This window comes from Dactylosporangium fulvum (assembly GCF_025137375.1).
Lineage (GTDB): Bacteria > Actinomycetota > Actinomycetes > Mycobacteriales > Micromonosporaceae > Dactylosporangium > Dactylosporangium fulvum.
In genome coordinates this window covers 7,164,829-7,190,235 of record NZ_CP073720.1, presented here as the reverse complement: position 1 = coordinate 7,190,235, position 25,407 = coordinate 7,164,829, and the positions used below count along the sequence as shown (strand labels likewise).

Annotated in this window: 26 protein-coding genes and 1 riboswitch; of the genes, 12 read left to right on the top strand and 14 right to left on the bottom strand. The window is 69.8% G+C overall.

What is annotated here, in order from left to right:
* Window positions 1-79: 79 nt before the first annotated feature.
* Window positions 80-1,201 carry an epoxide hydrolase family protein gene (locus Dfulv_RS33080; RefSeq protein WP_259857734.1) on the bottom strand — a complete coding sequence of 374 codons (1,122 nt, stop codon included), beginning with the start codon at window positions 1,199-1,201 and terminating at the stop codon, window positions 80-82.
* A 154-nt stretch (window positions 1,202-1,355) separates the two neighbouring features.
* Between Dfulv_RS33080 and Dfulv_RS33075 the strand changes: the two genes are divergently transcribed.
* The gene (locus Dfulv_RS33075; RefSeq protein WP_259857733.1) at window positions 1,356-1,802 is read left to right on the top strand and encodes a VOC family protein; all 447 of its coding nucleotides are present in this window, start codon (window positions 1,356-1,358) and stop codon (window positions 1,800-1,802) included.
* A gap of 97 nt (window positions 1,803-1,899) precedes the next feature.
* Here Dfulv_RS33075 and Dfulv_RS33070 read toward each other — a convergent pair whose 3' ends face one another.
* Together Dfulv_RS33070 and Dfulv_RS33065 are read right to left on the bottom strand one after the other, a co-directional pair.
* Window positions 1,900-3,336: a hypothetical protein gene (locus tag Dfulv_RS33070; protein ID WP_259857732.1), complete on the bottom strand. Its 1,437-nt coding sequence runs from the start codon at window positions 3,334-3,336 to the stop codon at window positions 1,900-1,902.
* A complete protein-coding gene (locus Dfulv_RS33065) occupies window positions 3,333-3,491 on the bottom strand; it encodes a sigma factor-like helix-turn-helix DNA-binding protein (RefSeq protein WP_406567849.1) in 159 nt (52 codons plus the stop codon). The genes Dfulv_RS33070 and Dfulv_RS33065 overlap by 4 nt, the downstream gene beginning before the upstream one ends.
* 539 nt (window positions 3,492-4,030) lie before the next feature.
* Between Dfulv_RS33065 and Dfulv_RS33060 the strand changes: the two genes are divergently transcribed.
* Window positions 4,031-5,281, top strand: coding sequence for a M23 family metallopeptidase (locus Dfulv_RS33060; protein WP_259857731.1), 1,251 nt, complete (start codon window positions 4,031-4,033; stop codon window positions 5,279-5,281).
* An 80-nt stretch (window positions 5,282-5,361) separates the two neighbouring features.
* Here Dfulv_RS33060 and Dfulv_RS33055 read toward each other — a convergent pair whose 3' ends face one another.
* From Dfulv_RS33055 to Dfulv_RS33045, 3 genes are all read right to left on the bottom strand, one after another.
* A complete protein-coding gene (locus Dfulv_RS33055) occupies window positions 5,362-6,450 on the bottom strand; it encodes a hypothetical protein (protein ID WP_259857730.1) in 1,089 nt (362 codons plus the stop codon).
* Window positions 6,450-6,770 carry a PadR family transcriptional regulator gene (locus Dfulv_RS33050; protein WP_259868534.1) on the bottom strand — a complete coding sequence of 107 codons (321 nt, stop codon included), beginning with the start codon at window positions 6,768-6,770 and terminating at the stop codon, window positions 6,450-6,452. Before Dfulv_RS33050 ends, Dfulv_RS33055 begins: the two co-directional genes overlap by 1 nt.
* Before the next feature lie 435 nt (window positions 6,771-7,205).
* Window positions 7,206-8,594: an MFS transporter gene (locus tag Dfulv_RS33045; RefSeq protein WP_259857729.1), complete on the bottom strand. Its 1,389-nt coding sequence runs from the start codon at window positions 8,592-8,594 to the stop codon at window positions 7,206-7,208.
* Between the two features lie 96 nt (window positions 8,595-8,690).
* Here Dfulv_RS33045 and Dfulv_RS33040 point away from each other — a divergent pair, with 96 nt between their 5' ends.
* Both Dfulv_RS33040 and Dfulv_RS33035 read left to right on the top strand, forming a co-directional pair.
* Entirely contained in the window at window positions 8,691-9,305 is a 615-nt protein-coding gene (locus Dfulv_RS33040) for a TetR/AcrR family transcriptional regulator (protein WP_259857728.1), read from the top strand.
* Between the two features lie 129 nt (window positions 9,306-9,434).
* On the top strand, window positions 9,435-9,875 hold the full coding sequence (locus Dfulv_RS33035) for a S26 family signal peptidase (RefSeq protein ID WP_259857727.1): 441 nt from the start codon (window positions 9,435-9,437) through the stop codon (window positions 9,873-9,875).
* Here Dfulv_RS33035 and Dfulv_RS33030 read toward each other — a convergent pair.
* The 4 genes from Dfulv_RS33030 to Dfulv_RS33015 all read right to left on the bottom strand — a co-directional run bounded on the left by Dfulv_RS33030 (window position 9,863) and on the right by Dfulv_RS33015 (window position 15,305).
* Window positions 9,863-11,647 carry an ABC transporter ATP-binding protein gene (locus Dfulv_RS33030; RefSeq protein ID WP_259857726.1) on the bottom strand — a complete coding sequence of 595 codons (1,785 nt, stop codon included), beginning with the start codon at window positions 11,645-11,647 and terminating at the stop codon, window positions 9,863-9,865. The genes Dfulv_RS33035 and Dfulv_RS33030 overlap by 13 nt on opposite strands.
* A gap of 5 nt (window positions 11,648-11,652) precedes the next feature.
* Window positions 11,653-12,303 (bottom strand): TlpA family protein disulfide reductase, encoded by a 651-nt coding sequence (locus Dfulv_RS33025; protein ID WP_259857725.1) that lies wholly within the window; start codon window positions 12,301-12,303, stop codon window positions 11,653-11,655.
* 79 nt (window positions 12,304-12,382) lie between these two features.
* A complete protein-coding gene (locus Dfulv_RS33020; protein WP_259857724.1) occupies window positions 12,383-12,580 on the bottom strand; it encodes a hypothetical protein in 198 nt (65 codons plus the stop codon).
* 397 nt (window positions 12,581-12,977) lie between these two features.
* Complete coding sequence (locus Dfulv_RS33015) at window positions 12,978-15,305, bottom strand: DUF4132 domain-containing protein (protein WP_259857723.1); 2,328 nt, start codon at window positions 15,303-15,305, stop codon at window positions 12,978-12,980.
* A 525-nt stretch (window positions 15,306-15,830) separates the two neighbouring features.
* A riboswitch (cyclic di-AMP (ydaO/yuaA leader) is annotated at window positions 15,831-15,961 on the top strand.
* A gap of 12 nt (window positions 15,962-15,973) precedes the next feature.
* On the opposite strand from Dfulv_RS33015, the gene Dfulv_RS33010 reads away from it, so the two are divergent.
* Both Dfulv_RS33010 and Dfulv_RS33005 read left to right on the top strand, forming a co-directional pair.
* Entirely contained in the window at window positions 15,974-16,975 is a 1,002-nt protein-coding gene (locus Dfulv_RS33010) for a C40 family peptidase (protein ID WP_259857722.1), read from the top strand.
* A gap of 71 nt (window positions 16,976-17,046) precedes the next feature.
* Window positions 17,047-18,051, top strand: a complete 1,005-nt coding sequence (locus Dfulv_RS33005; protein WP_259857721.1) for a coiled-coil domain-containing protein — start codon at window positions 17,047-17,049, stop codon at window positions 18,049-18,051.
* 49 nt (window positions 18,052-18,100) lie between these two features.
* Here the strand turns inward: Dfulv_RS33005 and chrA are convergent, their stop codons facing one another.
* Window positions 18,101-19,336, bottom strand: coding sequence for a chromate efflux transporter (gene chrA, locus Dfulv_RS33000; RefSeq protein WP_259857720.1), 1,236 nt, complete (start codon window positions 19,334-19,336; stop codon window positions 18,101-18,103).
* Window positions 19,333-19,659, bottom strand: coding sequence for a chromate resistance protein (locus tag Dfulv_RS32995; RefSeq protein ID WP_259857719.1), 327 nt, complete (start codon window positions 19,657-19,659; stop codon window positions 19,333-19,335). Before Dfulv_RS32995 ends, chrA begins: the two co-directional genes overlap by 4 nt.
* A gap of 457 nt (window positions 19,660-20,116) precedes the next feature.
* Between Dfulv_RS32995 and Dfulv_RS32990 the strand changes: the two genes are divergently transcribed.
* On the top strand, window positions 20,117-20,749 hold the full coding sequence (locus tag Dfulv_RS32990) for a DUF305 domain-containing protein (RefSeq protein WP_259857718.1): 633 nt from the start codon (window positions 20,117-20,119) through the stop codon (window positions 20,747-20,749).
* On the opposite strand, the gene Dfulv_RS32985 is transcribed toward Dfulv_RS32990, so the two are convergent.
* Window positions 20,733-21,785 carry a cation diffusion facilitator family transporter gene (locus tag Dfulv_RS32985; protein WP_259857717.1) on the bottom strand — a complete coding sequence of 351 codons (1,053 nt, stop codon included), beginning with the start codon at window positions 21,783-21,785 and terminating at the stop codon, window positions 20,733-20,735. The genes Dfulv_RS32990 and Dfulv_RS32985 overlap by 17 nt on opposite strands.
* Between Dfulv_RS32985 and Dfulv_RS32980 the strand changes: the two genes are divergently transcribed.
* Complete coding sequence (locus Dfulv_RS32980; protein ID WP_259857716.1) at window positions 21,784-22,161, top strand: ArsR/SmtB family transcription factor; 378 nt, start codon at window positions 21,784-21,786, stop codon at window positions 22,159-22,161. The two genes, Dfulv_RS32985 and Dfulv_RS32980, sit on opposite strands and share 2 nt — an antisense overlap.
* 44 nt (window positions 22,162-22,205) lie before the next feature.
* Here the strand turns inward: Dfulv_RS32980 and Dfulv_RS32975 are convergent, their stop codons facing one another.
* Entirely contained in the window at window positions 22,206-22,556 is a 351-nt protein-coding gene (locus Dfulv_RS32975; protein WP_259857715.1) for a winged helix-turn-helix transcriptional regulator, read from the bottom strand.
* A 54-nt stretch (window positions 22,557-22,610) separates the two neighbouring features.
* Between Dfulv_RS32975 and Dfulv_RS32970 the strand changes: the two genes are divergently transcribed.
* The 4 genes from Dfulv_RS32970 to Dfulv_RS32955 all read left to right on the top strand — a co-directional run bounded on the left by Dfulv_RS32970 (window position 22,611) and on the right by Dfulv_RS32955 (window position 25,241).
* On the top strand, window positions 22,611-23,189 hold the full coding sequence (locus Dfulv_RS32970; RefSeq protein ID WP_259857714.1) for an NAD(P)-dependent oxidoreductase: 579 nt from the start codon (window positions 22,611-22,613) through the stop codon (window positions 23,187-23,189).
* 60 nt (window positions 23,190-23,249) lie between these two features.
* Window positions 23,250-23,405 (top strand): hypothetical protein, encoded by a 156-nt coding sequence (locus Dfulv_RS32965; protein WP_259857713.1) that lies wholly within the window; start codon window positions 23,250-23,252, stop codon window positions 23,403-23,405.
* A 143-nt stretch (window positions 23,406-23,548) separates the two neighbouring features.
* Entirely contained in the window at window positions 23,549-23,878 is a 330-nt protein-coding gene (locus tag Dfulv_RS32960) for a PadR family transcriptional regulator (protein WP_259857712.1), read from the top strand.
* 46 nt (window positions 23,879-23,924) lie between these two features.
* Complete coding sequence (locus Dfulv_RS32955) at window positions 23,925-25,241, top strand: hypothetical protein (RefSeq protein ID WP_259857711.1); 1,317 nt, start codon at window positions 23,925-23,927, stop codon at window positions 25,239-25,241.
* Window positions 25,242-25,407: the final 166 nt, after the last annotated feature.

Genomic DNA, 25,407 nt, shown 5'->3' with positions numbered 1-25,407 from the left:
CCGGTCACGTCTGTGCACGTTCCCGGCCAGCAGGTAGTCCTGGACGATAGCCACGCCGGCGGGCCTGCTCCTGGACGGTCTACCGCAGGTCGGCGAAGAAGTCGGCGATGTCGCCGGCCAGCAAGTCCGGTTCCTCGGCCGCGGCGAAATGACCACCGCGCGGAAAGACTGTCCAGCGCCGGATCTGATAGAGCCGCTCGTACCAGGAGCGTGGTGGTTCTCCTTCCGGCACGAACTCGTTGGCGAACACCGCCATCGCGGTCGGTACGCGCACGACATCGGCCGGCCCGATCGACGTGCCGTGCCAGCGGTTGTCGTAGTAGTCCCGCATCGACGAGGTGATCGACCCGGAAGCCCACCAGATGGTCAACATCGTCAGGAGAACATCACGGCCGAACCGACCGTCAAGGTCGCCGCCGCTGTCCGACCATGAGCGCCACTTGTCCAGCACCCACGCGGCCAACCCGGCGGGAGAGTCGTTCAGCCCGTACCCCAAGGTTTGCGGCCTGGTGGACTGGACGGCACTGTAGCCGCGCTCAGTCGCCTCCCACCGGTTGACGTGGTCGACGTATGCCTGCTCCTGGGCCGACAGCGGCGGCGCACCCCGCCCGATGTACGGCCACATCTCCGGCGTACTGAGGTGAATGCCGAGCATCCGGTCGGGTTGGGTCAGCGCCATCTGGGTGGCGACCCCGGCGCCGAAGTCGCCGCCGTGTGCGCCGTATCGCTCGTACCCGAGTCCCTGCATGAGCCGGTGCCACAGGCGGGCGACAAACACCCGGTCAACGCCCGTGCCCGGTGGGCGTTGCGAGAACGCGTACCCCGGAAGAGAGGGCACGACCAGGTCGAACTGGTCGCCGAGGCGGTCGACCAGCCCGAGCAACTCCACAAACGTGCTGGGCCAGCCGTGGGTAAGGACCAGTGGTACCGCACCGGCGGCTGCCCGGTGGTGGACGAAGTGCAGGCGTACGCCATCCACCTCGGCAATGTGGTGCTCGTAGCGGTTGAGCTGCCGCTCCCGCTCCCGCCAGTCGAAGCCGTCGGCCCAGTAGGCCAGCAGGCCACGCAGGTACTCCAGGTCGGTGCCCTGGCCCCACGGTTCCCCTGGCGCCGGATCCGGCCAGCGGGTGCGCCGGATGCGCTCGCGTAGGTCGTCAAGAACCGCCTCTGGCACCGCGACGGCGTACGGCTCGATGTGCATGTCCCGATCATAAAGACGGCAGCCCCAGACCTCGGCCTCGCGCTGCGCAGGATGTGGTACCGGCGCTTCGCACCCCGCCGGTACCACCGACGCACGTCCTCGTGTCGCACCATCCAGAAAAGTGCCTTCCGGCTGGGCGTCCGCGATCCGGATTATGGTCGAGCGCATGGTTCCCGACATTCACATCGTGTTCGACTGCGCCGATCCGGACCGGCTGGCTCGTTTCTGGATGGTGGCGCTACCTGGCTACGACTTCCCGCACGGCCCTCCGGACGGCTTCGCCACATGGGAGGAGTGGGCGGACGCGAACGAGATCCCCGATCAGGAGCGCAACGCCGGCCGCACCCTGGTTGACAAGCAGGGCCACCGTCCCGACATCTTCTTCCTACGCGTTCCGGAACCGAAGATCACAAAGAACCGGATACACCTCGACGTGAAGGCCGGCGGCGCGGTGCCCGATGCGGAGCGCCGGGCACGAATCGAGGCGGTCGGGAACCAACTCGTGGCTGCTGGCGGGTCGATCCACCGCCGTGTCGACGACGACGAAGGGTTCTGGCTGGTCATGCAGGACCCGGAAGGCAACGAGTTCTGCGTCAACTGATCGGGCGGGCCACACCCCAAGAACGATCCCTGAAGATCACGGACGTCCTGTCGGGACAGAGGTGGTTCGGTGTCCAACGCCGCGGCTCAAGCCGCCGCTATGTCCGGGCGGCGGCGCGGCGCCGGTGGACCGCCCGCAGGACCACGACGACGACGGCCGCAGCCAGCAGTACCGGCACCAGCAGGCACAGCACGACCAGTGCTCCCCGCGCAGCCACCGACCAGCGGACAGGCCACGCCGCGGGCGCCGGCACCGGGCCGCCGAACCGGCCGTCGCGGAGCAGGTCCTGCGCGATGTCGATGGAGCTGACGTCGGCCGGCGGTTCCAGCACGACGCTCGCGGTGCCGTCCGGCCGCAGCGCCAGCACGCGGACGTGCCGGGTTTCCGACCAGCCCGTATCGTCCGGTTCCAGCAGGATTTCGTCCTCGAGCTCGTATTGCACCACGACGAGGGTGTCGCCGTGCCAGCCGAGCGCTCGCACCGCTGGACCGGTCACCGTCGGCAGCGCCGGGCCTTCGCGGTCCGCGCCGGTGGCGGCGTCCACGTAGGAGACGCGCCATCGCCGGGAGGCGAGCTGGTCGTGGTTGCACTCCTTTGTGTTTGTGCAGCCGTCGATGGTCAGCAGTGCCACGGCTGAACCGTCCGGTGTGTAGGCGCCCGCGCCGGCCAGCCTCCGGTCGCCGAGGTCGCGGGTCCACAGCCGCCGGCCGGCGGCGTCGTAGCCGCGCAGCTCGGTGCCGCTGGCGGCGGGCCTCGTCGTGACGAACCCGTGGCCGCCTGGGGCGAACGCCGCCACCCACGCCGAGGCGACGGGGTCTCGCACGAAGACGTCGTCGACCGGGACCTGCGCGCCGGAGGCTAGGTCGACCAGGACGTACTGCGCCGGCATGCCCGGTTCCTGGTTGGCCCCCGTCAGCACGATGCTGTCTTTGCTGTGCAGTACCAGGACGGCGCCGCTGTCCGGTCGCCACGCCGCGACCTCGAAGCAGCAGGCCGGCGGCCCGTCGCCGTAACCGCGGCTGCGGCCGGTGCGCAGGTCGGTGACCACCAGCCACCCGGTCGGTCCGCCGGTCAGCTCGCTCTGCGCGACGAGGTTGCCGTCCGGCGACAGCCGCACGTCCTGCCCGGCGCGCATCTCCTCGATCGGATAGCGCAGCATGCCGTAGGAGCCGTTGCGCCCGACGGCGGCGAGCTTGCTGCCGTCTTCTTCGAACGGGTCGGTGCCCAGCCCCCAACTGTCGCCGCCGAACAGCACCGTGGCCGGGCCGGGCGGCACCATGTCGACCGTCGCCTGCCACATGAACGGAAGCTCGACGCTGCGGGGGATGGCCGGCCCGCCCTCGGCCGGCTGGGGCTCGACATGCAGGCCGGGCACGACAGCCACGGTCGCACACAACAGGGCCACGACGACGGCGACGATGACTCTTCCCCGGTGCCGTTGCCGTCTCCCGCGCCGCCAGAGATCCTCGGGCAGCCGGGCGGGTGGCATCTGCTCGCCCAGCTCATGCAGCGTGTCACGCAACGGCACGGTCATGACATCACCTTCGTCAGGTCGGCCAGCTCGGGCGCCTTGGCACGCAGCGCGGCGAGGGCGTCGCGGGTCTGACTCTTCACCGTCGACACCGAGCAGCGCATCACCTCGGCGGTCGCGGTCTCGGTCGGGTCTTCGAAGTACCGCAGGACCAGCACCGCCCGCTGACGGGGGGGGGGGGGGGGGGGGGGGGGGGGGGGGCCAGCTTCGCCAGCGCGGCCTGCACGGCGAGCGCTGTGGTGACGGTGTCCGCGGCGTCCGGCACCGGACGGTCCGGTGGCCGCCATCCGGGACAGCGCCGCCAAGCGGCCCGACACATACGCGTGGAACGACTCCTCCGCCTCCACCACACCTCCCTGTGCGGACACACGCTCGCACACCCGCGCACGGGTGGGTGGCCGGCGGGGTCAGGCCGTCAGGGCGCGGCCTCTGACGTGCGCGGCGGAACGTCAGTGGCCGGGCGGCGGCATTCGATGGGCCGTGCCGTCGAGCGGGGGCACGCTGGCCACGACCCCGCCGAGCTCGGCGGCGACCGCTTGATGCTCCTTGCGCACACCGGTCGACACGGCGGTTCATTCCCGCTGTCCACATTCGGGTGAACCCCTCTGCTTTAGCTTTTTATGATCTGATTCTTGCCATATATTCCCCGGCATGGTTCTGCTCGTATTTCCATTCGTCGATACGTGAGGAGCAAGCCATGTCCGCATACCCCTCCGTCGCTAGACGCGCGTTCGCCGCCGCGACGATCACGCTGCTTGCGGCGCTCTTCGGCGCGACTTCCGCCGGTACGTCGGCGGCCGCCCGGCCAGCCGTTTCAGAGGACAGCTTGTACGAGACCGTGTCCGCCGCGATCCTGCAGCGGGCGCATGTGGGTCGGGCGCAGGCAACCGCCGCCGGGCGGCACACACGGGTGGACGTCCAACGCCAGGCCGGCGACTGGGCCTTCGGCAGTGCGGTGCTGACCACACCCGCGCAACCCGACCAGTACCCGACGGGGCGGATGTTCCTCGCGCACCGCACCGGTCGCGGCTGGCAGGCTGCCCTCGACGGCACCACGGAATTCACCGCTTTGGCCAGCCAAGCGCCGGCAACCATCGTGTCCGCGCGGGAGCGCCAACTGCTGAGTCCGGCTGCCGTCACGTTACTGCCCACGGCGGACACCACGTACAACACCGGGCTGCGCCTGCCGTTCGCGCTCGGCCAGTCCTGGAGACTCACCGGCGGGCCGCACGGTTGGAACGGCAGCGACACCCCATACAGCTCGATCGACCTCAACGGTGGCGACTATCGCGTGCTGGCCGCCGGCAGCGGCAACGCGTATCTGATGTGCGACGGGAACAGCTCGGGACAGTACGGCGGCTGGGTACGTGTCTACCACGGCAGCGGCTACACCACCGACTATTACCACCTGTGGTCGCCTGTCAACTACAACGGCGGCGCCGTCGCCGAAGGGGACTTCCTCGGCAACACCGGCCGCGACGTGTCCTGTGGCGGCAACGCTCTCTATCGGCACGTCCATTGGGGCATCCTCAAGGGCGAGACCTATGTCGCAGTGAACACCCGATCTGCCGGTGGATGGGTGTTCATCGATGGACCGGAGCCGTATGCCGGCTACGCGCTGCACGGCAGCACGGAGGTCGATGCCGGGAACGAACCCGCGGACGTCGGTGGACTGCTGTACAACTATGGCGCTCTCAAATCCAACCAGGGCATCGTAGACGCCAACAACGATACGAGCATCAACAAGCGCTCAGGACCCGGCACCGACTACGCCATCGTCGGATCCGTCTCCGACGGCACCACGATTACCATCTCCTGCTGGCGCAACGGCACCAGCCTCACCGGCCGCTGGGGCCCCAGCGTGGTCTGGGACAAGCTGACCGACGGCACCTGGGTCAGCGACGCGTTCGTCTACACCGGAACGGACACCGTCGGGTCGAACTGCTGAAGCCGAGTGGCCGGAGGGAGTTCACCCTCCGGCCCTCGCCGGCCCCGGTGTAAAGATCATGCTCCGACGGTGCGGGCTCCTTAGGCGGCGGCGGTGCTCAGCGGCTCGCGGTCGCTGCGGGGGAGGGTCGCTAGCACCAGGCCGAGCAGCGCTGATCCGCAGCCGATGAGGAACAGCAGGGAGAATGTCGGCTGGCCGAGCCACTCCCACATCGGGTGCCACGACGGGTGCGGCTCTTCGAGGTGATGCTGCATCTCCTGCGGGACCGCCAATAATGTCGGCGCCCACCAGAAGAACAGCGTGATGCCCAACAGTATCTTCACGACGGTGCGCGCCGGCTGGCGTCCCTCGGTCCGGCGGCTGGCCCAGCCGAACAGCAGGAACGTGACCACGGCGCCGAGGATGCCGCCGGTGAGGCCAAACGGGTAGACGGCGAACGGTGTCGCCCGCACGAACCCTGCCGTGATGCGGAGCGAAACGGGGTCCTCTGGGGGGTGCACCTCCATTGTGAACACCGTGTCCCCGCGCCGTGCCACGATGGTGGTGTACTGCGGGATGGTTGCTGGATCGCAGGGTGGGCCGGAACAGCCGTATGCGTCATGTGCTGTCAGCGGGTAGACCGTCCAGCCGTGCGCGCGCAGGTTGTGCTGAACCAGCTCGACAGTGCCCTGTGGTGGAAGCGTCGGAGCGCTGACCCCGCCGGCGATCCCCGACTGGGCGTACTCGCCTCCGTCACCGAGCAGCAGATCGCGCGCCGCGTTCCAGCTCAGCGGTTGCCCATAGATGACGAACATGGCGGGCGCGTCCTGGATGCCGGTGAACTCCTGCCCGGGCAGGATCTCGGCGAGCATCGCCTGCGTCTCGGCGGTCCGCGGTAGCGGCCGGGCGGTCTCCCACGCGGCACGGGTCGCGAACGCGGCACTGAATACACCGCTGATGACGACGGTGAGCACGGCCCAGGCGACGACGGTGCGGCTGGCCGGCCGGCCGAGGCGGGCACGTAGCCCGTGCCTGATCAGGTCGGCGGCTTCACGCGCGGTCGGCCGGGTCCGCTCGGGCGGGGCGGCGTCGAGCAGGGCGCTGAGCAGTTCGTCGCCGCGCAAGCGGCGGTAGGCGCGCGGGTAGGCGAACAGCAGCCGGCGGTACCGGCGGGTCAGTAGATCAGCCATCACACGATCCGCGGGTGGACGGCACGGAGCCGGGCCTCGGCCGCCGTGGTGAGTTGACGGAGCCGGGCGGTCTCGGCGGTGAGCGCGGCGAGGCCTTCGGCGGTGAGCCGGTGGTACCGCCGCAACCGCCCATCGACCTCTTCCTCGTGGTCGTGCTCGACGAGCCCTTCAGCGGTGAGCCGGTCAAGCGCCGTGTAGAGCGTGCCGGTCAGCAGACTGACCCGCCCACCGGACAGCACCCGGACCTCCTGCACGATGCCGTATCCGTGTCGGGGTCCGTCGGCCAGCGCGGTGAGGATGAGGAAGGTTGGTTCGCGCATGGTCTTCACGGCAGGCACCATACGTAAATGATCAATCTATAGTCAAGGGTCAGATGTGCCCCGACGCCGCACCGGAGTCAGTGCGTCGAGCCGGATCTGGCTCCGCGCGAGTCCCACCCGGTAATACGCGGCGGCGCCGGTTTGGAAGCCGATGCTTTCACCGCCGTCCCGAACCGACGGCGCCGGCCGGGAGCCGGGCGACGCGGCGGAGATGCGGATGCGGTCGGGGTCGCCTTTGGGTGCCGGGCGGGGTCGTCGCCGGCGGGGCCACGGTGCGGTGCGTCGCCACAGGGTGTGCAGGCTGAGTGCGGGGCGGCCAAGGTGCTGCCAGATGCGTCGGATGGTCCAGGTACGTCACCGGCCGTGCGGCAGGTGCACGGGCACCGCGTTGCCGCCGGAGCGGAACTTTCGCTCCGGCGGCCTGCCGGCGGCCGGTCACGTGGAGCGGGAGCTCGGTGTGATGGCGAGGGCGGCGACAGCGGCGACAACAGCGACGATCGCGCCGGTGGTGAAGCCGCGGGAGAAGCCATCGGTGCCGGTGCCGGCGATGCTGGTGGCGGCAATACTCGATACGACCGCCGCGCCGAGTGAGGCGCCGAACTCGTGGAAGGTGCTGACGATTCCGGAGGCGAGGCCGGCTTCGTGCGCCGCTACCTGGCCCAGCGCGGTGGCGGAGGCGACCACGAACAGCGACCCGGTGCCGGCAGCCGCGACCGTCATGCCTGCCACCATGGCTGCGGCCCCGCTCCAGATCGCGGGGACGGTCAGGCCGGCGGCGGCGATGACCAGCCCGGCCACCGCCAGCGTGCGGGGTCCTGTGCGGCCGATGATGCGCCCGGCCATGTTCGCGCCGAGCATGGTGGACAGCGCGACGGGAAGAAAGAGCAGGCCGGTGGTCAGCGCGCCGTAGTTGTGATGCTCCTGCAAGGCGAATGTGCCGAGAAAGAACATCATGATCATGAGTGCGGTGGCGACGAGGATCAACAGGGTGCCGGTTGCCACGGGCCTGCGGGTCAGCAGCCGCACGTTCATCAGCGGGCTTGCGGCGAGACGTTGACGCGCGACGAAGGCGGCGTAGAGGACGGCCGATACCAGCAGCAGCGCGGCGGTGGGCCACGTGACCCAGCCGTGATCGCCGGCCCTGATCAGCGTGTAGATCAGGGCCGCGGTCGCCGCGGTCACCAGGGCGGCGCCGGGGACGTCGAGGGCGGCCCTGGAAGCGGGAGCCGCCTGCGCCGGCAGCCGGGATCGGAGCGTGAACAGCAGCACGAGCCCGACCGGGATGTTGATGTAGAAGATCCATGCCCAGCCCGGTCCGGCGGTGAGCAGTCCGCCGAGCAGGACGCCGAGTGCGGCGCCGCTGCCGCCGAGCGCTGACCAGATGCCGAGCGCCCGGTTGCGTTCGTCGCCGTCGAAGATCGTGACGATGAGCGACAGTGCCGCCGGTGACAGCATGGCGGCGGCCATGCCTTGGGCTACCCGGCCGGTGAGGAGCATCGGTCCGGAGGTGGCCAGTCCCGCGGTGAGCGATGCCGCCGTGAACAGCAGGAGGCCGGCGAGGACGAGCCGGCGGGCTCCGAACAGGTCGGCGGCGCGGCCGCCCAGCAGCAGCAATCCGCCGAACGCGAGGGTGTAGCCGCTGACCACCCAGGTGAGGGTTTCCCGCTGGAGGCCGAGGTCTGCGCCCATGTGTGGCAGTGCGATGGCCACGACGGTGACGTCGAGGATGAGCATGAGTTGCGCGACCCCGACCAGCCCGAGGATTCGCCAGCGTTGTGGATGGGGGCTGTGGGTCGAGGTGGTTGCGGTCCTGGACTCGGACACGTGATCGCCTCCGGAACACTAAGTCGTACAGGGTGTGTTCAACTTATGCCAGGGTACTGTAACTCGTACACATGCTGTTTGACTTAAGGAAGTTGTATGGCTCACTCCGTTGCCAGGTCGGCTCGCCGGGCGGACGCGCGGCAGAACGCCGAGAAGATCGTGCGGGCGGCGATCGCCTGCCTCGGACGCAGCCCGGAGGCGAGCATCAACGACATCGCACAGGAGGCAGGGGTCGGCAGAGTGACCCTGTACGGGCACTTCCCATCCCGAGAGGCTCTGGTCGAAGCGGCGTTGGTGCGTCTGCTGGCCGAGGGCGACGAGGTGTTGGAGGCCATCGACCTCACCGGCGATCCCCGCGACGGACTGCGAGCGCTGATGGAGTCAGGCTGGCTGTTGATTGCCCAGGCGGCCTCGGTCCTGCAGGCGGCGCAGGCGGTGCTGCCTCCCGGACGTGTGCAGGAACTGCACGCCAAGCCGGAGCAGCGGGTTCATGATTTGGTCTGCCAGGGCCAGGCCGAAGGCGTCTTCCGGGCCGACATTCCGGCCGACCTGCTCACCAGCGTCTTGCACCACATATTGCACGGCGCGGCGGCTGACGTCGCGACCGGTCGGCTCGATACGACAGACGCGCCACGTTTTGTTGCCGAGATGGCTCTAGCTGTATGCGCGGTACCGACGGCGAAGCATCACCACGCCGCGAAACCTCGCTGACGCTGGAGCCGCTGGAGAACTCGATCGCGTCCGCGCTCGGCGCGCTCATTCTGACCTTCGGGCCGGTGTGTTGCTGTCGTGCCGCGACCGTGAGATCGAACGACAGGCATAGACTGCCTCGTGCGGATTATGCTGATCATCCTGGCGGTGCTCGCCGTGGTGGGCGTGCTGGGGCTCCTTCTCCGCCGGGGACTGTTGGTGAGCCGGGTGCGCGGTGGAAGCATGTTGCCGACCTATCAGGATGGCGACAAGCTGCTCGCCGTTCGGCGTGGCCTGTTCCGCCGGCTGCGCGCGGGTGACGTGGTCGTCTGCCGGCTGCCGGCTGGTTTCGCCATACCGGGCGGCGGCGACAATCCGTTGCTGGTCAAACGGGTCGGTGCTGTCGCTGGCGATCCGCGACCGGGTGGTGATGGTGCGACGGACCCGCTTCCCGCTGGCACGATCTACGTCGTCGGCGACTCGCCCGGTCACAGTCTTGACTCGAACACGTTCGGTCCATTGCCGGAGAAGCTTGTCGTCGGTGTGGTGGTGCGTCGCATGTCGGGCGTCCAGCCGTCTCAATCCCGGTAGCCGTCGGCTTGGCGGCGGAACAGGTCGGCGTACCTGCCGCCGCTGCTGATCAGCTCCTGGTGGGTGCCGGCCTCGGCGACGACGCCGGCTTCCAGCACCACGATCAGGTCCGCCATCCGGACCGCGTTGAGCCGGTGGGAGACGAGCAACCGGGTATGCCCTGAGGTGCGCTGGTGGACCAGCCGGTGCACCTCGAACTCGGCCTCGGCGTCCAGGCCCGAGCTTGGCTCGTCCAGAATCAACAGGTCCCGGTCGGCGCGCATGAGCATCCGTGCCAACGCCAGCCGCTGCCACTGTCCGCCGGACGGCATCACCCCGCCCCGCTCGTCGCCGTGCTCCGATCCGTGGGTACGGCTGAGCATGGTCGCATAGCCGTCGGGGAGCCGCTCGATGGCGGCGTGGACGCCGGCGAGTTCGGCGACCGACCGGACACGGGCCGGGTCGTCGAGGTGCCGCAGGTCGCCGAGCCCGATGTTCTCCGCCGCGGTCAGGTCGTACGTCATGAAGTCCTGGAACACCACGCCGATTCGCTGCCGCACCGAGTCGGGGTCGAGATCGGCAAGGTCAACACCGTCCCACAGGATCCGTCCCTTGGTCGGCTCGTACAGCCGGGTGAGCAGCTTCACCAGGCTGCTTTTGCCGGCGCCGTTGAGACCGACCACGGCGACCGAGTGACGGTACGGAATCCGCAGCGTCACCCCGCACAGCACCCAGGGCAGGTCATCGCCGTACCGGAACCAGACGTCCTCCAAGGTGATGCCGTCGCGCAGCGGCTGCGCTGTGGCGCCGATCGCCGCGACATCCGGTGCCAGGCCGGCCAGAGCCCGAAAGTGCCCGATCAGCAGGAGTGCCTCCGCACCGGCTGCGAGTTGCCGCACCGTGCCCGCCACCGCCAGTGCCAAGGCAGGCAGCGCGGCAAGCGCCACAACAACGTCACCGGGTGTCAGCAGCCCGTGCATCGCCCTGAATACCACCAGCGCGATGCCCACACCGACCGCCACCGCGGACAGGGCGTCGAGCCCCGCCTGCACCCGGAACACCCGCCACCCGAGCGTCCGCTCGATATTCATGATGGTGCTCAGCTCGCGGACCATCCGGCCGTGGAAGAAGTCGCCGAGGCCGAAGATCCGCAACTCTTTGGCCGCCTGCGGTTCGGACTGCAGCCGGGCGTAGAACAAGGTACGACGCTGCGCCGGGCTCACCTCGACCTGCACGTCGACCCGGCGCCGGGCCAACCGCAACTCAGCGACCAGCTGTGGTACCACCGCCACACAGGCCAGCCCGGCGACGACGGGACTGACCGCGATCAGTGCGACGAGGAAACCCACCAATGAGCTTCCCGCCTGCAGGAGCCCGTTGGCGACCGTCACCAGCTGATACGGCGCCGCTTGTCCGGCTCGCTGGGCGAGCTGGAGTCGGTTGTGGAAGCTCGGGCGCTCGAACATCGCCAGGCCGGGAAGCCGGTTCAACGTGCCGAACAACTCGCTCTGCGCGGCGTGCTCGATTCGCCGGCTGACCTGTTCCTGCACGTACCGCAGCCAGCCCTGGCCGAGCTGGCCGAACAGAAGCGTCAGCACCAGCCCGCCGACGAGCAGCACCTGCCCGGTGCCGCCGTTGGCACGGTGACCGGCCAACCCGTCGACGATCACCTTGGTCAGCCACGCGGCCGTGACCGGAACGACACCAAGAACCAACGAGCCGGCGACCGTGACGAGTGCGCCGACCCGATGACCCTGCCAGATCAGCCGAACGGCCGCGCCGAGCCTGCGCACGAGCGTCAGCTGGCCGTGGTGCCGACCTGCAGTTCTGTTCTGGCACGCAGCAGGTCACGCAGGCTGCCGGCGGTGGCTTTCGGTGCGCCGTCCGCACCGACGAGGTAGAAGGTCGGGTATTTGTCCACCCGGAAACCGTGTTGGATCGGGCCGCCGAACTGTTCCTCCACGATGACCGGAGTGTCCCCGACCTCGGCGCGCAGGGCGGTCGGGTCCGGCTCCTCGCCGGGCACCAGCGCGGCGACGATCAGGACCTTCCCGCCGGGGGTCCCGGCGTGGTCCCGTAGGGCGGGAAGCTGGACTTTGCAGGCGGAACAGCCGTAAGTGAGGAAGGCCACCACGGATTCACCGCCGACCAGCCAATCAGCCGAAACCGATTCACCACGCAGCGACGTGGCGGTGAAGTTGCCGATATCAAGGTTCGCGGGCACCGTGTCGACCGGTGGACGGCCACGCTCCAGCCGGTGCAGGCGTTCGGTGTGGTCACGCAGCCGGCGAACAACCCCGAGCAGGAGCAGCAGACCGAGCAGGACGACGAGCGCGAGAACCACCACAGCCGCGTCGAGAACCGTCATGGGCGTAGTAACCCCTCTCAAGGCCGCCACCTGACGGGTCGAGCGCCTGTGGCGGATCAGTACTGGAAGAATCCACGTCACGACTGTGCGAGCACAACGGCAGCGGACGGTGTGCTCGCCGGCCGCTGCCGTATGCCGTGCTACGCAGTGCTTTCGGTACTCAGCAATAGCCGACGTTGGTGCAGCGGCATCCCGTGTGCTCGAAGCAGCAGCGGTACCAGTCAACCCGCGCGCCCTGGACACAGCACTTGTAGACGCAGGATGGGCCGTCGCAGCTCAGGCAGGCGGCCTGTGTGTCGGCCGACGGCACGATCCGTTCCAGCACGCGGTCCGCGAGCATCTTGACGGATTTCACCACGATGATTCCTTTCCCTTACCGAAGTTCATCACGGATTCGATGACCTCTGGTCCTCAAACACGCCGGTCGTCTGCACCCGGCTGGCGTCGAGTGCTACTAGCAACTCCGCGGCGAATGGAATCAGACCGGCTTGGGTGGCCGATCTAGGGCTCGAACGGCAACACGCCTTGCCACAACACGAGTTCGTCCTGGTATCTGATCACCGCGCAACAGTCACGACGTCGTGACGTCCGAGCCCTGTTCACCAGACTGATCGACAGCGGTACACGCTGTGTCTACATCTGGCACACACCCGACGCGCAGGGCCCAGTGCAGCAGGCTTGTCGCCAGTGGGATCCTAGCCGCTGCGCCCACGTGGCGCAGCGAGGCGGTGCGGCGCCCCGGGGCCTCGAGCCGCTCAGCTTTTGAGCGCATAGAGCTCGACCAGCAACTCCGACAGGGCGGCCGAATCACACACCCCCATGGCGGTACGCCGCGCGATCTGCCAGTGATCCGACCACACGTCGTCGGCCCAGATCTCGGTGATCCGCTGCTCGTCGACCGTGTTGTAGGTCGACACGCCCGGATCCAGCTCGACCAGCAACGTCAGCCCGCCGGGCAGTTCGTGCGCCAGCTGGGTGTGCAGACGGCTCGACGGGTGGTAGCCGTTCCCCTGCCACCGTCCGCGCAGCAGCCCTGCGACCCGGTCCGTCGCCACCGGTCCGAATCCCGCCAGGCTCGTCGCCGCGCGCTCCGCCTCGGTCAGCGCCACCACCGGCCGGTGCACCTGCGGGAACGGCTGCAGAATCTCGTAGTCGGCGAAGATCTGCGTCCAGCCGGCGAGGTCCCCGCCGAGCTGCGCCGGGTGCACGATTCCGAGCGGCGCGTTCCCGTCGACGATCGCGGTCGTGTCATGGATGTCCGCGAAGCTGCCGTCCTCCGCGATCCGTAGCGCCCGGACCAGAACTTTCCCCGGGTTGTACTCGCCCCACAGCAGCCGCCGCGCGATCGGGCCCAGGATCGGGTGCGGCAGCAGGACTGCCGAGAGGTCTCGCGCCGGCCGGAGCCGATGCGCGAGCATGTCCTGCTCCAGGCGCGCGATCTGCGCCGCCGCGGTCGCCCGCAGATCCTTTTTCAACCGCAGGAATTGCTGGTAAGCCTCGGGATTGGTGTCCTTGACGCCCGGCTTGGGCGGCCTCGTCAGACGCCGTCCGTCCGCGCCCACGGCATACGCGGTGAGGTGATCGTCCGTGGCCACGGTGAACGCGCGCGGCCCGTAGTCCAGGGTGACGCCGGTGTCCAGCCCGTGTGTGATCGCCAGGCGGTCCGCCAGCTGCGTCACGGACAGCCCGCGCCGTGCGGCGGCCAGCGTGAGGTAGACCATGGCCCGTTCGTTCGTCGGCCCGCCCGACATGCCCTCCTCGATCGCCAGCAGGTGCCGCAGCGCCACGTCCGTGCCCACCGTGGCCAGCACCGCGAGTCCGTCGATCGCCCGCGCATACCGGCTTTTCGCCGGCCAAGACCGCACCAGCGGCGCGAGCTTGTCCATCGTGGCGTCGTCGCCGACGTGCGCTTGCGCCAGTACCACCCACGCCTCCGACGCCGGCATCTTGTCCGTCAGCCACTCGTCCAGCAGCGCCCGCCCGAATTCCGCCAGGCTCTGTCTGTCGCAGCCCGCGATCAGCCTCTCCGACTCCGGATCGGCCGCGGATACCAGCGGCTGCGCGGCCGCCGACGACTCGACGACCAGCGGCACGTCGCTGTTGTGCGGTGCGGGATCCCCGGGCGCCGGTTCCGGCGCTTCCGCCAAGCGTGACCGGGTCAGCGCACCGACCAACCGGGCGACCTCGTCCTCCGGCATCGTCACGCCCCCGGCAAGCCGGATCTCCGGCAGCCGCTCAGGTCGCGTCCACCCCGGTGCCTTCTCTTTCCGCGCGGCTTGCGCCGCGTCCGGAAACACCGACGGCACGGGCGTGAGCAGGTCATCGGCCGGTCGCCAATTCGGCCCGGCCGCCGGAGCCGCCTGCTCCGATGCTGACGTTGCGCGGCTCGCCACACCGGACGGTAGCTCGCGGCCGGGGGCGGGCTCGAGCAGGGCGGCGATCGCGGCGAGGGCGGCCGTCCCGTACTCGTCAGCGGTCTTCACAATGATCGGCCCGTGGCCGATCGCGGCGAGGTAGCGGAGCGCGTCCTCGGCATTCTGTCGCGCCTTGCCCGGGCGCCCGGCCGCGGCCGGGATCAGCGCCCGCGCCGCGGTCTCGGCGTGCCGGTGCAACCACAGTCGCGCCCACAGTCGTGCGGACCCGAGGTGCCGCAGCCATCCCGCGACCAATGCGGCCGCCTCCGGCCCCCGGAACGGCAGCACCAGCACCCCCAGATGGTCGGCGCTCTCACCCGCCTCGCTGAGTGCGAGCGCCAGCGCGTCCAGTTCGAACCGCGCGACCGCGACCCGGCCCACATCGATCCGTTGCCGGTGCCGCAGCAGCAGCGGCGCCGCGAGCAGCGCCCGCGCCGACGCCTCGGGCCCCTTCGCGAACAGCCATGACACCTGCGCCGGGGTCAGATCGGAGAGCCGGTCCGCGCTGGTCGCCGCCTTGACCCAGTCGGGCTGCTCCAGTCCGTGGTCGAGCGCTGCGGCCCGCGACCACCACACATCCCGCTCCCCGTCCTGCCACGCCATGACGGTCGGCTCCGCGCAGACCAGCCCTTCGACCACGACCGGCTTGCGCCCCTTATCCGCCGCCATCGTCTCAGCCTCCACGTTCGTTCGCTTCCGCGCAGTCCTGCCGCGACCGCTCCACGCGGACCTGCGGCCCCACTCGCGTAGCCGGTCCAGAGACCGTATCCCGGCCGCGTCCATCGCTCGGACCCTGATCGCCACGGATCGGACTGGGGAAGGTGGGCAGCAAAACCCCTATGCGTTTGCGACGCAGCAGCGCCGGCACAGGCCAGTCTCTTGTGGTGATGCGCGCAGAACCAACGACGGTCTTCACGTGTCGTCGACGGCCCGCTGGAGGGTTGTTGATCCTATCCGTAATAGGAGACGTTCAACGGGATCTGGGTGCGGCGCTGTCGACGACGACCATGTCGCCGTCCTTGTTGAGTGATCCTTGGCTGCACGCCTCGGATTCACGCGATGGTTACTGGATGTGTCGGCTGGATTGCTGTTCTGTCAAGCGCGGCCGCCGATCGGACATATCTCCTATGTGACATCGGAGGTGACCTTGTGCTTGTCGCGGACAGTGACTATCTTCAGCAACCGTCGGTCTGCACGGCCGGCCCGCCGAATCGGCAACGAGCCGGGGAACCACTGCACGTCTTGGGGTGCATCCGCATTTGCGGTAGGGCGATCTTCCCGCCCGAACCCGTCAGCTAACCCGGTAGGCGGTCGACGGAAGAAGGAGTCGGTTCCACGTGCCGCCACGCTGTCCACGACGTGTCCGCAGCCACCCGGCCCGCGCTGCCCGGCTCGCCGCGGCGGCCCTCGCAGCCGTCATCGCGATCCTGATGAGCACCGGCGCCGCGCATGCCGAGCCGAGCCCGGCGCAATTGGAGGCGCAGATCGACGAGGCGTGGAACCAGCTCGAGCCCACCATCGAGAAGTACAACCAGGTCCACACCCTGCTCAAGGACAACCAGGCCAAGGCTGCCGCGCTCCAGCGGCAACTGCAGCCGCTGGAGGCACAGGTCGAGGCGGCGATGGGCCAGGTCAGCGAGATCGCCGTGCGGGCGTTCAAGGGCGGCCAGGTCACTGCACTGGACGTCCTGCTGCACACCGACTCGCCCGAAGCGCTGCTCGGCCAGCTCGCCGTCGTCAACGAGATCGCCCGCAACCAACGGGCATCGGTCCGGTCCGTCGCCGAGGCCAGGGACAAACTCGCGGGCGACAAGCAGGCGCTCGATGCGATCATCGCTCAGCAGTCCCAGCAGGACGCCGATCTCGCCGCGAAGAAGAAGGAGATCGAAGGCAAGATCGCCGAGCTGCAGAAGCTGCGCCAGCAGGCTTACGGCAGCGGCGGTGGGACCGGTGCGCTCAAACCCGTCGCCTGCCCGGTGGACTATCTCGGTGGTCCCGGTGGCACCGCGGCGAAGAAGGCATGCTCGCTGATCGGCAAGCCGTATGTCTGGGGCGCTGCCGGACCGGACGGCTACGACTGCTCGGGGCTGACCCTGACGGCCTGGGCCGCCGCCGGTGTCAAGCTGCGGCACTACACGAAGTGGCAGTGGGAGGACACGAAGGCCGTGTCCCGGTCCGAGCTGCGCCCTGGTGATCTGGTGTTCTTCTTCAGCGACCTGCACCACATGGGCCTGTACGTCGGCGGCGGCTGGATGGTCCACGCGCCGACCACCGGTGACCATGTCCGGATGGCGAAGCTGGAGGGCAGGCCGATCACCGGCTACCGCCGCCCGGGCTGATCGCGGAGCCGAGCTGAAGGCATTTGCATCGGTTGAACACACAGACCAGCCAACGGAACGAGGAGGCCGCCATGACGCGCCGCATGCCGTTCGCCCTGACGCTGCTGGCCACCGTGCTGCTGCTGGTGGTCGGGGTCGTCAGCCCCGCGTCCGCCGAGCCCGGCGAGGACGGCGGGCAGAACCTCACCGTCCGGCAGGCGCTGGACAAGGCCCTCGCGGAGTACAACGACGCCAAGGGCCGGCTGGACAAGTCCGTCGCCGATCAGGCCGCGATCGGCGAGCAGCTCGCCAAGACCCAGGCCCGGCTGGTCGAGCTGGAGGCGTCGGCCGGTGTCGTCGCCAACGCCGCCTACCGCGGCCGCCGGGTCAGCCTGGCCAACGTCGTCATCGGCAGCAGCGACCCCGAGACCATGCTGCACAACATGGTCACCGTCGAATACGTGCTGTCGCGTGACGACCGGGCGCTGCGCGAGCTGTCCGAGACGCGCAGGCAGCTGGAGCAGCAGCGCCGGGACATCGACGCGGCGGTGGCCAACCAGCAGGCGCAGTTGAAGATCATGGAGGCCAACAAGAAGGCCGCCGAGGACGCGCTGCGCAAGGCCGGCGGCGGAGGAGCGACAAGCGGTGCCCCGTCCGGTGGCAAGGTCACCACCGGTTCGGTGGGGCGTAACGCCGATGGCTCGTATCCGAAGGAGGGTTGTACGCTCGACGATCCGACGACGAGCGGCTGCATCTCCCCTCGCATGCTCAACGCCTACAACGCGGCGCGCCAGGCCGGCTACACGCACTACACGTCCTGCTTCCGCAGCGGCGGCGGCGGGGATCACCCACTGGGCAAGGCATGCGACTTCTCGGCCAACGCGAAGACGTTCGTCAACGCGAGAGCGACAGGTGCCGACAAGACCTATGGCGACAATCTGGCGGCCTGGTGCGTGGCCAACGCGAAGAACCTCGGCGTGAAGTACGTGATCTGGTACAAGCGGATCTGGCAGCCCAGCAGCGGCTGGAAGTCCTACGGCGGTGACGGCACCCCCGCCGGCGACCACTACAACCACGTCCATCTGTCCATGCAGTAGGGCGCTGAGCCGGCCTGCGTGGTCACGATCCACCGGGCGTCCGCCACGCTCACCAGGGCCAGTGCAGAGCGAGGCCGGCGGCGGCGCTGAGCCCGACCAGGATCGGTTCCTTGATCTTCCATTTGAGCAGCAGCCCGAGCGTGACCACGGCGATGGCCGCGGCGGACCAGTCGGTGATGGTCTGCCGGGACAGCACGACGACCGCGCCGGCGATCGCGCCGGCCGCGGCGGCGGTGGCGCCCTTGACGAAGGCTTGGATCTGTGGATTGTCGCGGTGGCGGATGAACCATCGGCCGGGTAGCACCACGCCGAGGAAGATCGGGATGAAGATCGCTACGGTGGCGATGATCGCGCCTTGCCACCCGGCGACGAGGTAGCCGATGAACGTGGCGGTGATGACCACCGGGCCGGGAGTGATCAGGCCCATCGCTACGGCGTCGAGGAACTGCCCGTCGGTCAGCCAGTGGTGCTGGTGGACCACACCTTCGCGCAGGAACGGCACGATGGCCAGGCCGCTGCCGAAGATGAACGCGCCGGCCTTGAGGAAGAACCAGCCCAGCGCCAGCAGGGTGCCGCCGCCAGCGGCCGCGGCCAGGGCCTTGCCCGCCAAGGTCCTGCCGGCCGACGGGCCGAGGCCTGGAGCCGCGACAACGGCGGCCAGGTGGATGGGGCGGTGCAGCCAGCGGGGCCGGGCGTCGAGGACGATGATGAGCAGTCCGGCGGCGATGAACAGCAGCGCGATCTCCGCCCCGGTCAGCGCGGTGATCAGTCCGAGCGCGATGCTGATCGCCCACAGCCGCAGGTCGCGGCGGTTGGTCAGCCGGGCCAACTTGTAGGCGGCCACCGCGATGATGGCCATCACGGCGGGGGCGATGCCGTGGAACAACGCCTGCACCACAGGCAGGCCCTGGAAGTGGGCGTAGGCAACAGCCACGGCGAGGACGAGCACGAACGACGGTGCGATGAACGTCGCCGCGGTGACCAGCGCGCCGACGGCACCGGCGCGCAGGTACCCGAGCCACATCACCACCTGCGCGGCGAGGGGACCGGGCATGGTCTGGCCCAAGGCGACGCCGTCGAGGAAGTCCCGCCGCGACAGCCAGGTCCGCCGCTCGACCAGGTCGCGTTGCATGTAGCCGACGGTGGCGATCGGGCCGCCGAACCCCCACGTACCCAGACCCAGGAAGTAGCGGAGGTACGTTCGCAGCGGCACCGTCCGCACGCCGGGCTCTGGCGGGGCGTGTGCATGCGGTCTGGCATGCTTCGGCAGGTCGGGGTTGCTCATGCCGGCTCCCGGCCCAGCAGCAGGGCGCGGCGCTGGTACTCATACAGGCCGTCGAAGATCGGCCCGGTCAGCTCCAGCACCCGCTCGTCGTCGCTGACCATGGACAGCCCGCGCAGCACCACGTCCAACCCCGGGGCCTCGGGGGCGTCGTAGCGCTCGTCGTCCAGATCAGCCTCGTGCACGATCTGCCCGATGCGCCACAGCACCGGGTCGGTCAGGTCGTGGCGGCGCAGGATCGTCTCGAAGCTGCAGTCGGTCGTCCCGTCCGGGACGGTGTGGTGGGACAGGTCCACCCCGCGCACGTCGAGGTGTGGATGGCTCACGGGGGAGTCGATAGCACAACATCACCCACGATCCGGCCGCCAGATCGCCAGTCACAATTCCAGGGTAACCATGGTTGCACCATGTGACGGGCGGGACGGCACGGTCCGGCTGGGCGGCCTGGCTCATACCGCGTGCTGACTGCCAGGTGGCAGGACAACTGACCTCGGCTGTCGAAGCGGTCGCGCGCAGGGCCGCAGGGACCGACCGGTCTGTGGAGGCCCGGCTGCGAACGGAGCATCGTGCACTCCGACGACTACGATCCGTACCGGCCCGCTGAAAAGGGGCCGAATGGCACTCGATGGGGTGGCCGATCCGGGCTGAGACTGGATCGGCCACCCGGGCTCATCCCCGTTGCCCCGGTGAGGTCGACGGTTACCTGGTTGAAGGAGCGAGTTCGTGGCCGAGACGTCGGTTGTGGGGCCGAGGCAGGGCCGGTCGCCGCTGTGGCGGCGGGTTGTGCTGCAGGTGGTCGTCGCAATGGTGCTGCTCGCTACCGGTGCGGCGATCGGCTGGCTGGTGCCGGTGCTGCAGCGGCCCGGTGATGCCTCGGCGGAGGCGGGATTCGTGCGGGACATGCAGACCCACCACGCGCAGGCCGTGGAGATGTCGATGATCCTCTACGGCCGCAGCAGCAATCAGGAGCTGCGGACCGTCGCGATGGACATCGCCCTGACCCAGCAGGCGCAGATCGGCATGATGCGCTCACTGCTCAAGGAATGGCATCTGGAGCCGACCGGTCCCGACCCGGTGATGGCCTGGATGCACAGCCCGGCGAGCGCGCGCGATGCCACGCCCGGCGCGGACATGAGCGGCATGCAGATGACCGTGAACGCCGAAGGGCTCATGCCGGGCATGGCCAGTGCCGCGGAACTGAACCGGCTGCGCAAGGCGGCCAGTCCGGAGCTCGATCTGCTGTTCTGCGAGTTGATGACGCGGCACCACCTCGGCGGAATCATGATGGTCGACGCGGTGCTGGCACGCACCGACCGGCAGCAGGTGCGTGACCTGGCCGAGCCGATGCGCACCAGTCAGCGCTACGACATCACCCTGTTCGGCAAGCTCACCGAACGGATCAAGAGTGGGAGCTGACGCTCTGGCGGTGGTGGGCGACCACCGCGTGGGTCTCGGCGGCGTCGGGGTCGGTGTGGATGGTGGCGCCGGTGAGTCTGGGGACGGCGTGCAGCAGTCGGTGCTCGGCCTCGACGGCGATGGCGTGCGCCTCCACGACGGTCAGGGCGTCGGCGACGAGCAGGTCGGTCTCGGCGTGTAGCCGGTGACCGATCCAGCGCATCCGGAGCGCCGCGACGCCACGCACTCCGGGTGTCTCGGCGAGGGTCTGTTCAGCGGTGGCGACGAGGGCCGGGTCGACGGCGTCCATCAGCCTGCGGTACACCTCCCGTGCTGCGTCCTTGAGAACGAACAGGATCGCGACGGTGATGAGCAGCCCGACGACTGGGTCGGCCCACCGCCACCCGACGGCCACGCCGCCGGCGCCGAGCAGCACGGCGAGGGAGGTGAACCCGTCGGTGCGGGCGTGCAGGCCGTCGGCGACGAGTGCCGCGGAGCCGATGCGGCGGCCGACGGTGATGCGGTACCGCGCGACGACCTCGTTGCCGACGAACCCGATGACGCCGGCGGCGGCGACCCAGGCCAGGTGCGTGACGTCGGCCGGGTGGACCAGCCGGTCGACCGCCTCGTAGGCGGCGAAGACCGCCGACGCGGCGATGGTGAGCACGATGACGATGCCGGCGAGGTCCTCGGCGCGACCGTAGCCGTAGGTGTACCGGCGGTTCGCCGCCCGGCGCCCGAGGACGAACGCCACCCACAACGGCACTGCCGTGAGCGCGTCGGCGACGTTGTGCAGCGTGTCGCCGAGCAGCGCGACCGAGCCGGACAGCAGCACGACCAGGACCTGCAGTGCGGCGGTCGCGCCGAGCACGAGCAGTGAGATCCACAAGGCGCGGATGCCGTCCTTCGACGACTCCATCGCCCGGTCGACCTTGTCCGCGGCGTCGTGCGAGTGCGGTGTCAGGAGATGGCCGATCCGGTGCCGCAGCGCCTGCCGGCCGCTGGACGGCCGGTGGTCATGGTCATGGCGGCCGGGATGGTCGTGGTGCTGGCGCATGGACGTAGAATATGTGCTCATGTACGCACGCGACAACACTGCAACTGCCGGTGACGTGCAGGAACCACCGACGGGCGCACAGGTCGACGCGGCGGTGACCGCGCTGCGGATGCTCGCCGACCCCACCCGGCTGCGGCTGCTGTGGGAGCTGCGCGAGGGGGAGCACGACGTGACAACCTTGACGGCCGCCGTCGGTGCGGCCCGCCCGGCGGTGTCACAGCACCTGGCCAAGCTCCTGCTCGCCGGGCTGGTCAGCACCCGCCGGGAGGGCCGCCGGGTGCTTTACCGCGCACGTGGCGGGCACGTGCGCCGGCTGGTGACCGAGGTGTTCCACGCCGCCGACCATCACCTGACCGGCGCGCCGGAACATGACTGAACCCCTCGCCCGGGAACCGTGGCGGTGGTTGGCCCGGCACGCGTTCAAACTTCGACGGGATCACGGGCGTCGAGCAGTTCGTCCCAGTGATCGGCGGTCCATTGGTAGAAAGTCTTGAGGGGGTCGAGCAGGCTCCGGCCGAGCGGTGTCAGCTCGTAGGTGACGGTGCGGCCGGCTGTCGAGCGCGATACGAAGCCGTCGCGTTCAAGAGTGCGTAGGGCACGGGTGAGCTCCTTGGGACTCGTCCGATGCAACGCGACGCGAAGCTCGCCGAATCGGCGAGGTGCCTCCTCCAGCGACCGCATGACCAGCGGCGCCCACTTGTGGTCCATCCGTACGGGTAGGAACGAGGAAGGACACAGCTCATCGAACATGTCGGGCTCAAGGCGGCTCATACATCGAGGATAGGTACCCGATCGGTAACCGGGACCGGGCCTATGGTCGTCGCCATGTTGAAGATCGTTGTTCTCGGAGCCGGTGGCAAGGCTGGCAGCGCCGCTGTTGCGGAGGCAAGCGCACGTGGCCACGAGGTCACGCCGCTCGTGCGGGCCGCGGCGGACATCACCGATCCCGCGGCGGTGGCCGCAGGGGTTGTGGGGCACGACGTGGCGATCGCGGCTGCGGCTGACGCCGGCGAACCTGCCGTGTTCTTCCGCGCCGCAGCTGAAAGCCTGGTCGCGGGGTTGCGGGAGGCCAGGGTACATCGTCTCGTCTGGGTCAGCCTCGCATCGCTGCTGCCCGACGCGAATGGCGTGCCCGTCATGGACACCATCGGTTTCCCGCCCGAGTTTCGGCCCTTCTCCCTGGCCCACCGGACGGCCCTGGACATCCTGCGCGGTTCCGCCCTTGAATGGGTCGCGGTCAGCCCATCGGGCAACTTCGACCTCGAGGGCGCGCCCACCGGTGCGTATCACCTCGCACCGGGCGACCTGAAAGAGCACATCACCTATGCCGACCATGCGCGCGCGTTGATCGACGAGGCCGAACGCGCGCAGTTCCGTCGAGCGCACATCGGTGTGGCGAGTTAGGCCGGGATGTTGCGTTCGAGACCACGTCACCGGTTTCGATCGGATCCGGTTGGGTGGGCGGTGCCGACGTGGACGGCGGCGGCCGCCGGTCGGGTCGGTTCGGACGAACGGCGCCGTGCGGCGTGCCGGGTGGCGGCGATCAGGACCGTGGTGAGCGCGGCGAGCACGACCATGGTCGACGCGCTGCACCGGCTGCCCGCCAAGGCCGGTGCTTGACCACCTCGGTCACCCGTCGCACCCCGGCTGGCACCGCGATGCCTCCAACACGCTGAAGTGCCGGCCGCGCGCTGCTCGACACCGTGCCCAGCCGCGCGGGAAGGGGCTTGCGCACAAACTCTATCTAGGTAGATATTGGCGGCATGGCACGTGTACGACGTCTCTCCCCGCAGACCGCGGCCGTGCTCGCTGCCCTCGCCGAGAGGGGCGCGGGCTGGAGCCACGGCTATGACCTGTGTCGCGCCCTCGGCCTGAAGGCGGGCACGGTATACCCGATCCTCATCCGCCTCACCGAGCGCGGGCAGGTGGAGACCTCCTGGGAGACCGACCCGCCGCGCGGGCGGCCGGCCCGGCACCTGTACCGGCTCACCACCGTGGGCGCCGAGCTCGCGCGCACCGTTGCCGCGTCGGCGCGTGCCGGCGAAGGCGCACCCGCTTCAGGCGCGGCCCGGCTCGCGCCCAGGACCACCTGACCGCGACCGCTCGACCCCGGCCGCCCCTGCCGTTCGGAGGCCTTCGATGCCCGCCTTCCTCTTCATCCTGCTGGTGGTGCTCGCACTCCTGCTGGGGGTGTTCGCGCTCCCTCTGGTGCTGCTCGTGCCGGCACCCGTGCTCGCGATCGTGGTGCTCGCGGTCCGACTGGGTGACGCCGTGCGTCAGGGCGGTGCGGGCGCACTCGCCGCCCGCACCCGCGCCGCGTGGCGGGACGGCACCGGACGCCCAGTGTGGCCGGGACTGATCGCCGTCGCCGCCGGCGCCGGGGTGCTCACTTTCGGCCTGGAGCGCTTGTACCTCGCCACGGTCACGAACGGCCCGCGGTGGGGCTTCGACGTGGCGCTGCTGGCCGTCGTGCTCGGGCTGCTCGCGGCGGTCGTGTGCGCCGCGCTCGCCAGCCTGGCCGCGGCCGCCGTGGGCCGTGCCCGCGGATTCGGGGCCGGAACGGTCGCCGGGCTGCTCGCTCTGATCGCCGTCGCCGCCGGCACCGCGTCCGCGTACCTGCCGCTGCGCGCCTCCTATCTGGCGGAGCCCGAAAGGTTCCCCGTCGTCACGAACCTCGGCGCCGGCGACCTGCTGATACCGTTCAACGCCTTCCTCGCCGCGCTGATCTGGGCACTGCCGTGGCCGGTCCTCGGAGCCGCGCTCGGCGCCCGCACCGAGACCACGGGCCGTCAGCGCAAGGTACGCGACGTCTGGCAGCTCCTGCTCGATCTGGCCACTGCCGACCTGCCCGAGCGCCGGTCCGCGTGGGGTGCCGCGTTGCGGGCCGAGCTCGCGGCGATCGACCCGCCGGCCGAGCGTCGCAGGTTCGCCCTCGGCGGGGTGTGGGCCGCGCTGCGGTCCGGGCCGCCGCGCGGCGCGTGGGTGTGGGCCGCCGGGGTGGCCGTCGTCGTGGCGGGTGGGTCGTTCGCCGCCTCGCGCTGGTCACTGGAGCACGGCCAGGGCGGCATACTCGGCTTCTGGGTGATCGTTCCGAACGTCCTGCTGTTCGTCGTCGCGCTCGCCACAGCCTGGCGCACCCGATCCTTCGGTTCAGGGCTGCGCGCCGGAGCCCTGGCCGGGCTCGCCGCCCTGGTAGCGGTGCTCGCCGTCGGCATTCCCGAGGCCGTGGTCTGGGCGCACCGGAAGGCCGGTTACCTGAGCACCGGCGACGCCGTGCCGCCGACGTGGCAGGCGGCGGTCCTCGACGTGCTGCGTCCGGAGTTCCTCGTCGGCATGATCGTCTTCTGGACGATGAGCGCGGCCGGCGGCGCGGTCCTCGGTGCGGCCCTCAGTGCGGCCCTCGGACGCCTGCGCACCGGCGCCCCCGACGACCTCGCCACGCCCGCCGCCCACTGACGCCGATCTACAGGTTCTGACCCACTTTCCGTTCGTCAACCGCTGCCACGCAAGTCTTGCTCCGACGTGGCAGGTCGTCCTCGATCAGACGTCGTCGGGACTTCGCCGGCAACGCCACCCAGACCCCGCACGGCACCATCACCATGGGCGGCCGCTTCCCGCAGAA